6 protein-coding genes are annotated in these 8,623 nt (G+C 59.8%); 1 reads left to right on the top strand and 5 read right to left on the bottom strand.

The annotated features are described in order from the left end of the window. Nucleotides 1-272: 272 nt before the first annotated feature. From QX126_RS21490 to QX126_RS21470, 5 genes are all read right to left on the bottom strand, one after another. Nucleotides 273-719: a hypothetical protein gene (locus tag QX126_RS21490; RefSeq protein ID WP_315783482.1), complete on the bottom strand. Its 447-nt coding sequence runs from the start codon at nt 717-719 to the stop codon at nt 273-275. Between the two features lie 827 nt (nt 720-1,546). Then, the gene (locus QX126_RS21485) at nt 1,547-1,960 is read right to left on the bottom strand and encodes a hypothetical protein (protein ID WP_315783481.1); all 414 of its coding nucleotides are present in this window, start codon (nt 1,958-1,960) and stop codon (nt 1,547-1,549) included. 672 nt (nt 1,961-2,632) lie between these two features. After that, nucleotides 2,633-4,072 carry an IS1182 family transposase gene (locus QX126_RS21480; protein ID WP_315783501.1) on the bottom strand — a complete coding sequence of 480 codons (1,440 nt, stop codon included), beginning with the start codon at nt 4,070-4,072 and terminating at the stop codon, nt 2,633-2,635. Nucleotides 4,073-6,061: 1,989 nt separating this feature from the next. Beyond that, a complete protein-coding gene (locus QX126_RS21475; RefSeq protein ID WP_315783499.1) occupies nt 6,062-6,724 on the bottom strand; it encodes an SOS response-associated peptidase in 663 nt (220 codons plus the stop codon). Nucleotides 6,725-6,726: 2 nt separating this feature from the next. After that, nucleotides 6,727-7,188 (bottom strand): hypothetical protein, encoded by a 462-nt coding sequence (locus QX126_RS21470; RefSeq protein WP_315783479.1) that lies wholly within the window; start codon nt 7,186-7,188, stop codon nt 6,727-6,729. Between the two features lie 622 nt (nt 7,189-7,810). On the opposite strand from QX126_RS21470, the gene QX126_RS21465 reads away from it, so the two are divergent. Next, nucleotides 7,811-8,089 (top strand): DNA -binding domain-containing protein, encoded by a 279-nt coding sequence (locus QX126_RS21465; RefSeq protein WP_315783477.1) that lies wholly within the window; start codon nt 7,811-7,813, stop codon nt 8,087-8,089. Nucleotides 8,090-8,623 lie beyond the last annotated feature (534 nt).

The raw sequence follows: 8,623 nt of genomic DNA, 5'->3' as shown, positions 1-8,623 counted from the left end.
GGGTCGTGAGGCCCTGTATACGTTCGCGACCTGATCGAATGTGAAACGCTGCTCCATCGTTTGCCCCCTTTTGGCGGTTAGGGAACATAACCTGAGCGGCGTCTGCCCGTCCAACAGCCCACTTCCGCTTCGGGTCAAAAAGCCGGCGGTCGGTGTCCGGCCCCCTTATTCCGGTCGAGGCCCGGAAGCCGACATCACCGGCGGGACCGAAGGTCCGGGACGGGCCAGCAGCGGAAGTAAACGCGACAAAAGCGAAGGGCTACTTGTCGCCGTCACCTCTTTGGCAGCGCGTCGATAGCCGCTGCATACGAATCAGCAGATTGCAGAAGCCTGATGGCCCGTGCCGCCGGTGCCTTATCGGAGTCATATTGATAGCGACTCCTGATCGCGCCGATCAGCGTCTTCTTAAATTCGGACAGCGGCAGCCTCGCTTCATTGGCCAGCACCGGAATCGCAAAAATCGAACGCAGCAACCATGGTCCGATGGCTCTGATGCCGCCGAACGGGCGAACACGAATAAAGTCTAGAACATCGAACGACCGGCCGTCGGCGTCTACTAAGTGCCATTCGCCAGCGCGGGCGCGTTGGGCCGTCTCCTCAAACATCGAGCGGGGATGTGCACAGAGTTCGAGTGGCGTCGCAGCCAGATAGATGTAGCCCTCTCGCCAACAAAGCACGGGATACGAGATGTCGGGCAGATCGGCCGTCGTTTGACTCATTGGTCGCCGCAAAGTGCCAAATTGCTTGTACTCCAGGAGGCCACGATGCCTCGGTACTCTCCCTCAACGTACCAGCATACGTTGACCGAAGCTTTGCAACCCCAAAATGACAGCGGTGCGAACGAAGGTCCGGTTAGGTCAAAGCCGGTCCTTTTGTCCCTGGACGGCTTGCTTCCGGTCGACCTCCGGGAGCAGACGTCACCGTCCCGACTGGAAAGGTCCGCGAGGGGCCATAAGCGGAAGTGCCAGCAATTATAGCGCTTGTTAATTACGGTGCGCGCCGACGGCACCTATGATGCCAATAAACAGGCCGCTGAAAATAGAAACCACCACCATCAGAGCATTCACTAAGGCTGCTCCAAGTTCTAGCCCTGAAACACGAAGTAGCAGGACGACAAGAAGCCCCACACCTCCCACGCAGAGTACTGGCAAAACCGCGCGCCGCCGCGCGGCGAGCCGCTTGGATGGGCTCGCCAGCTCATAGTCCCGGAACAGGTTCCAGGCCCAACGAGACGATAGCTGGGCACTAACGATTATAATGATTAGACAGGCAATGAGTAAGTACATTGAACGTTGTCCTTGGCGCCAGCCGTTGCCAAGCGAAGGTCGAGGGACGCCAATAGCGTATATTGATTGCCTCGACCTTAAGGATACATTGAACATCAGCCGTATCAGAGCCATTCGAAGCCAGAATCTCACGCTGAGAAAAGCCGACTGATCACGCCCGGCGGCGAACTGGGAACAGTCCCGTCGTAGGTCCGCTCTGGGTTATTGCAACCTGCGGCCCGCTCTACCTCACGAAGCACATTCGATAAGCCGGGTCGAGTTCATCGTCTTTGCACTAGGGTTTGGTAGGGTCGCTGTATCGCAATCAGCTCGAGGCCGATCCGGGCATCGTGATCAATCGCACCGGCAACGAAACCATGTCCGACGCCAATTCGGGTACAGGTGCTGATGGACGTAACAACCTTCAACGCGTCACGATCGAATGTTCCCTTGACAACCCCTTCGACCCGAGCATCCATCACAGCCAACCGGCCGTATTTCTGAGAACTGATATCGGCCTCTATGCCGACGATCGTCACCTCTACGATGACGGGCGCATCGACCTCCTCAGGGATATGGTCAAAGAGCACACCAGTCTGTGCGCTCGCCACCGCGCAGGCCTCTGCCCGGTCGAATAAAAGACAACCAGCAATCAAGTAAACCGCGCCGATCCCTGTCATCTTCCATGTACGCATATTCGCACCCTGATCGCTAATAATCGCGACACGATGCCAAGACTTCTCAAGGTCAGCAATGGGTCAAAAGCCGCCTTTCGGTCCTGCCGTGGGGTACTCCCGGTTGTGCTCCGGGAGCGGACATCGCCCGTGCCGACCGCAAGGTCCGAGATGGGTCGTGAGCGGAATTGGTCGAAAGGAGACTATCCCTGGACGGTTTAAGCTGCTGCATGAAAAGTGGTATGCTATGAGGTGCGGGCTATGACAAGCGATCGGTTTCGATGAAGTACGCACAGAGAGTAGTGCTCCACGCACCATCTTGGGATTCGTCGAAGCTTTCGGCCTTCGTTGAACAGTGCATCCAAGACAGAGTTATATTGGTCTGCGTTGTTGGGCCAGACTGCCGCAGAGTGGAGGACGTGATTGATGAACTGGTTGTCGGTCTCGGTGATGATCCTAGCCGATTCATAAACACGACCTCGCATCCAAACGAGTCGGTCGAAGAAGTACGATCGTTTGCGGAAGCTTGGACTTTGGACGTCGATACAAGTCTGTTAGTGCAGGTAGTCGCGCTGTAGCGGCTCTGCGGCCGCGGCCTTCTCCTTGCTATCGAAACGTGTCTGCTTCGGGTCTTGGTCGTGTAAAAAGCGGCCTTGCGGACGTCCGTCCTGACCACGAGGACGCGGGCGTTTCTCAGGCTGTGATTGCCGCGATCAACGGCTTGACCCCGACGATGTTCATGACCCGTGTGAGGTTGTACGCCAGAACCGATAGGGCCATCTCGGCGGCTACTTTTGGGAGCGATTTAGTGAGGAAGTGCGTCGCTCCCATACGGGCCTTCATCGTGCCGAACGGATGTTCGACCGTCTCGCGCCGCTGGCGCATCGCTTCCGGGTTTGCGTCAAGGCGCTGCTGCACTGCCTCAAGCAGATGCTCGTGCTCCCACCGTGTAATCCGCCGCTCCGGCCCCGGCGTGCACTGGGATTTGAGCGAACAGGTTTGACAGGCTGTGGTCCAGTAGCGCCGCAACACCTTGCCGTCTTCTTCGTTTGTATAGCGATACGGTAATCGCTCTCCAGCTGGGCAGCGATAGGCATCCTGTTCTGGCAAATAGACAAAGTCCTGCTTACCGAAGCGTCCCTCCGACTTAGCATTTGACGTCTGCGGCTTGGGCAGCGTCACCGTGATTCCGGCCTCGTGGCACGCGAGGATCTCTGGGCTATTGAAGTAGCCGCGATCGGCTACAGCGTCGAGCGTCTCGCTCTTGAGAACGGCCTTTGCCTGTTTGGCCATGTTAGCAAGTTGGGCGCGATCTGAACCGCTGTTCGTGACCTCGTGCGTCACAATCAGATGGTACTCGGTGTCCACGGCGACCTGTACATTGTAGCCGACAACGCCGGAGCCGCGGCCGCTCGTTGCCATCGAGCGGCTGTCGGGATCGGTCAGAGAGATTTGCTGATCGGACGACGCAAGCATCTGCTTCTCATACGCGGCAAGCTTGCCCATATCCTCCTTCAGCTTCGTGAGCTTCTCGGCAAGTCTCGTCACCTTCGCAGCCAGCGCCTCTGTCGGCTCCTGGCGGTCGGCCGTGTCAAGTTGGCTCAGATAACGCGCGACGCTCTCCTCCAGCTGAGCACGCCGCCGTTGGACCTTTGCCCGTGTGAAGTTCTTGTCTCGGTTGTTCACGGCTTTGAACTTGCTGCCATCGATGGCGACGCTCGCCGTCGCCAGAAGGCCCATCCCACGGCAGAGTTCGACAAAGCGCGCACAGACCATGCGAAGCGCCAGGCCGTTGTCTTTACGGAAGTCGGCGATGGTCTTGTGATCGGGCGCGAGCCGACCCAGCAGCCACATCACCTCGAGATTGCGGCCGGCCTCCCGTTCGAGCCGCCGGCTCGACTGCACCCGGTTCAGATAGCCGTAGATGTAAAGCTTCAGGAGAACCGAGGGGTGGTACGACGGCCGACCGGTGGCTGCCGGCTCCACCCCTTCAAAACCCATCTCAGACAAATCGAGCGCTTCGACAAATGCGTCGATCACGCGAACGGGGTTGCTCTCGTCAATGAAATCATCGAGGCATTCAGGCAACAGCGTCCATTGCCCACGATCCGCCTCTTCAACGAAGCGCCTCATCGATTCCCCCAAAAGAATCACTGGAGAATCATAACAGCCGCGCAGCGTTTTCACACAGCCGGGGTCAGCAGCAGACATCCCCGGCGCTGGCTGGGGCGCCCGAGATGGGCCAGAACCGGAAATTGGGAAGACCCGGCCCTCGACATTGAGGGTGGTGTCTCTTACCGGTGGGCCAGAGCTGCCTCGGATTCCTCTACGATGAACGTAAACCCGCGCGGCGGGAAAAGGCGCCGATAGAACCAGCTAACTCGATGCACTTCTTCTGGCACGACCACCCCAGTATCCACGAAAGAGAATAAGCAAAGTCGTTTGTCTCGGTAAACGTCAGTGATCGCTTTCTCTATCGCTCGTTCGACATCCAGGGCATCCACTACTCGTGTCGTATAGAATCCGAGCGTCGCCGGCCATTCCTCCATGCTTGGACGAAGTTCTTCCTGCCGTGAAACAAAGCGCTCTCCCCTAAGCAAAACGTAAAATCGCACGAGGGAAATCCTTCAGCGGAGTAGATAATAAGACGCGATATTACACCAGAGTACTGTTGGCTATTGCGACGAGTGCGTTAGCGGCAGCAAACCAGGGTTAATTCATCACTAAGTCGGTCCCATTTGATCGGGGGTGATTCTGGGAGCACCCTTGGCGTCCGTAGTGGGTCAAAAGCGTTCCTATGGTCCTTTGACGCCTGCTTCCAGTCCGCTCCGGGAGCGGACGTCGCGAGCGCCAACCGAGAAGATCCGCGAGGCGACGTCTCGAATCGGGCTCTCGGCCGGGCCATCTCAGCGCTCCTGAAATAGTCGCGCGGCGTGCCGTTGACGCGCACGCACTCGACTCAGAAAGGTGCCGAGGTGTCTATTCGTCGTCGACCCAAGCGCAACGATGCTAAGGGAGTCGCTTTAGTGCCCTGCCTCCCAATCGATACGCGGCCGTCACTCATCATTGTCGGGCCGCCGTCCTTCTCAGCAGCGACATTGCCACGTCTCGGCTACGCGGGGCACCGAAAGGTGGCCACTAAACCAGAAATGGATTGGCTCTGCCGATTGCTAGGCCATGCTGGCGTACTGTGGATGGAGGACCGAAGCACGTCTGGCGAGGCGAACCGGGTTCACATTCCACACATCCCGGTGCCCTGATCGACCTATAGCTTTGCCCTTGCGAGGGCAGGATGCGTATATCCGCCGAAGCCTACGGCTTGCTGTTCTGCCAGATCCCTGAGAGCGGGTTCGGCAGCGGGACATAATCGCGCGTGTTCTAAAGGGCAGATCGAGGGTGAAGATGGTAAAAGGGGCGCGCCGGCCGGGCTGTCGTGAACGGAGTCGCTAGCAAGTATGGACGCGTCTCCGCCATTCGGCTTTCATCCCTGGCGCATCATGATGGATCGCTCGCCGGGGGCAGTCGGTCCCGCGTCCCGGCTTCGCCGTCGCATGCTGACGCTCCTGCGGCTGCCCTCTTGACCGGTCTCGCGATCGCAGTCGGTCCCGCGCCGCAAAGCGGCGCTCCTGCGGCTGCTCTTTCGTGCTCCATGCCCTGGCGGCTGATTGCCGCGCCTTCTCTTCAAAGAAGATCCCAGGGCAAAGAGGTTCCCAGGAGCAAGCGGCGCCTCGCGTAAGGTGGCTTCGATTCCCTCTATCGTGGTAGGCGTTCGCCCCGCGGCGATCATTCATTCCGACCTTCGGCCGGACGCACGAGGCTGCGGATCGGGAGCTCGTCGTGTAGATGCCGAAATCTGGCAGGCTCACCTCCGCGATGCTTGGCAGGGCCCGACCACTTTGAGCGCGACCGATCGTCTTGCAGTCCGGCTGTCCGAAGCCGTGCCGCGTGGTCTAGAATCGTTTTCCTTTGGTTCCGTCAGCTTCGCGGCAACGACGCCACAACGCCGCCCGATGACTCCACACGAGCGAGCGCTTCGAGTCTCGGACGCGGAAAAGGTTGTCGCCGGGAGCTGTAGGATTGGGGCGCAAGGCGAGCCCGTCTTTGTGCAATCCGCCGGCTCGTTCAGGCCGCAGGTATATCTTCCTTGGCCGGCCCGCGTGCGACGATCTCGAGCGCGCCATCGGGCAATGGACGTTGCAGCTCCTTGGCCTCGTTCCATGGCGCACGCAGCCAGACCTCCCTCTCTTCTTCTGTCGTCAGGATGACCGGCATCGCCTTGGGGTGGATAGGTGCGACCACGGCGTTGGGCTCCGTGGTCAGGAAGCCGTAGACCAAATGAGGGCCTGGCAGCGGCTTGGATTTCGTGCCGCGGTCGCCTTTGAACTCGGTCCAAATGCCCGCGAAGCTGGTCAAGGGGCGATCATCACACAAGGCAAACCAGACGACGTCCTTCTTCTTCGTCTCCGGGTTCGGCTCGGGCGCATATTCGGCGAAGCTGTTGAAAGGCACGAGGCACCGGTTCTCGGGCTTGAGCCAGCCGCGCCAATGCGGAGACGACGTGTTGCGGATGTTGGTCACGGGTGGCCCGCCAGTCCGCGGAGGTGGCGGCATTCCCCACCGCATCATCATCATCTCGCGGTCATCTCCGGTGCCGCGAATGATCGGAGCCGGACAGTCGGGGAAGACGCCCGGCATCGAGGGGAGATTGCCCGCGAACTGGCGAACGATCCGAAAAAGCGCGGCGATCGCGGCCTGGTTGGTGGTGATCGAGTAGAGATTGCACATCGTCAAGATGACCCCGGAACCAAGCGTCTCGCGGTCGGCATGTGGTGAGAGTAGATGTGCTCGGTACTTGTCTTCAGGTCGATCACCGCGCCGCAGAAGCAGCGCGAGCCACCTGACTTGGTTTGGGTCGGCAGAGGACATCCGGCCTCCCGCATCTGATCCTTCCAGGCGACGAAGGCCTGGTGCTGGCGCCATTCGTCGAAATCTTGCTGTGACCGATTCGATAGGAAGACGTTCCATGCTGCCTGGAACGCGTCGCGCGCCTGCTCATAGGTGCTGGCGCGGCCGAGCTGTTGCTCGCCTGGATGACTGCCTGGATAGAAGCCGCAGAACCACTGCCAGACGGGCGAACCGAAGGGGCCTTCGTGGCGCTCTGCAATCGTTCCTGCCTCGACGTCTCCGAAGTAAATGCGCCAGGTCTCGTTTGGCGAGTACGGATCGCGGCGACCGGTGAGTGTAGGCATGCCGCATTGATTCCAGTCCGGCGGCTGAAAGTGAAGCCGCTACGCCTTGGGTGCAACTACATCGCCGTCCTCAATCTCTGGGCCGGGCGGTTCGGGAACCTGAACGGGGGAGCGCTTGGTCTTGAGTTCGATCAAGAGCTGGATTGCACAGCGCTGTGCGTTCCTGTTTGGCAGCGAGAGGTCGCGGCCACTCTGCCGCTCACGGAACTCCATTTGGATGGACGGTTCTCAGATACCGATCGTCAGCCCGCCCCCCCCCCCGCGCGGGAATTCGCGAGCGTCGCCCGCGCTTTGGCAACATCGGCCGTGAGTATTATTCTCGAGATGAAATGTGGACGTGCGTCGGCTACACGAACGCAGGCTACGAGCCAAGCGTGAGCGAGCGCTTGCAGCAAAACGCCTTGGATTAGACGCAAGCGCTTCATGGTGGCGGCAAAGACGCGTCGAATTTTCTTCTCAAACAGCTCCGGCTTTGCCGGCATTTCAACACGGACATCTTTCTCTCACGCGGGAGCGACAGCTGAAGACGTTTGGAAAGCGGTCTCGTGCCTGGATCTCGATGGGGTCTGTGCTGCTTTTTTCAGGTCGACAGGTTGTGTTCGCTCCGAACAGGTTCTGACCAATGCCCATTCCGCCGCTCGATCCCGCTGTCGCCGACCTCGCGCCGACCGATTCCGTTCTGACATCGTATGATGAGGAACATGTTGTGACCTATCTCCGCCTTCTGGATGCAGCATCCGAGGGCGCGGACTGGGAGGAGGTTGCCCGGCTCGTCTTGCACATCGATCCGGTCAACGAACCCCAGCGTGCCCGCCGCGCCTTCGATAGCCATCTGGCGCGGGCGAGGTGGATGTCTGAGAAGGGTTATCATCAGTTGCTACGCGGATCGGATCAGACGTAGCTCTGAGCTCCTGAGGCTGCGGCAGGCCCGCTTGGATTGGAAACAAGCCGCGGTCCGTCGCGAGCATGGATTGAACGGGCTTGCGAGATCATACGCAGGCAACCAAACTCAAGTTGCGGCAGAAGCGATCGAACGCATGCGGCGCAGCTTCAGCCAGCTTCGAAGCCGCCTTGCGGCATGCGCCGCGATCCATGGTCTTGGCCGACACTCAAATCCTTCTCCAGGCGACTGAGGGCGTAGACAAGAGATCAGGGCGGAAGCCGCACGCGGAGCGTCCCTGGGTCGCGCCTGAGGCATCATCTGGCTGCCGCTCGCGCTTGATCCTGCCGGTGGGTCTGCGAGCTCACCCAATGGCAGCGGGCGGGCGATCGCTATCCGAGGATTTTCGGAACTGCCCTTGAGCGCGGCATTCAGCATGCCACTGATCGGCCTCCTATGCTCAGCCACACCGGTCGCCGGTGAAAAGACGGCTCGTGGCCGATAGGGGCTGTCACTAAGGCCGCGCCCGCCGCCGCAAAGACGAGTCGCTTCCTT

Origin of the sequence: Bradyrhizobium sp. SZCCHNPS1003 (assembly GCF_032381555.1) — a bacterium.
Lineage (GTDB): Bacteria > Pseudomonadota > Alphaproteobacteria > Rhizobiales > Xanthobacteraceae > Bradyrhizobium.
The sequence above is the reverse complement of the archived record's forward strand: the minus strand, read 5'-3'. Positions and strand labels throughout refer to the sequence as shown.

Bases quoted from the DNA above. Each gene is read 5' to 3' on its own strand.
- QX126_RS21480 (WP_315783501.1), bottom strand. From the start codon at position 4,072: ATGAGGCGCTTCGTTGAAGAGGCGGATCGTGGGCAATGGACGCTGTTG.
- QX126_RS21470 (WP_315783479.1), bottom strand. From the start codon at position 7,188: ATGCCTACACTCACCGGTCGCCGCGATCCGTACTCGCCAAACGAGACC.
- QX126_RS21465 (WP_315783477.1), top strand. From the start codon at position 7,811: ATGCCCATTCCGCCGCTCGATCCCGCTGTCGCCGACCTCGCGCCGACC.
- QX126_RS21475 (WP_315783499.1), bottom strand. From the start codon at position 6,724: ATGTGCAATCTCTACTCGATCACCACCAACCAGGCCGCGATCGCCGCG.
- QX126_RS21485 (WP_315783481.1), bottom strand. From the start codon at position 1,960: ATGCGTACATGGAAGATGACAGGGATCGGCGCGGTTTACTTGATTGCT.
- QX126_RS21490 (WP_315783482.1), bottom strand. From the start codon at position 719: ATGAGTCAAACGACGGCCGATCTGCCCGACATCTCGTATCCCGTGCTT.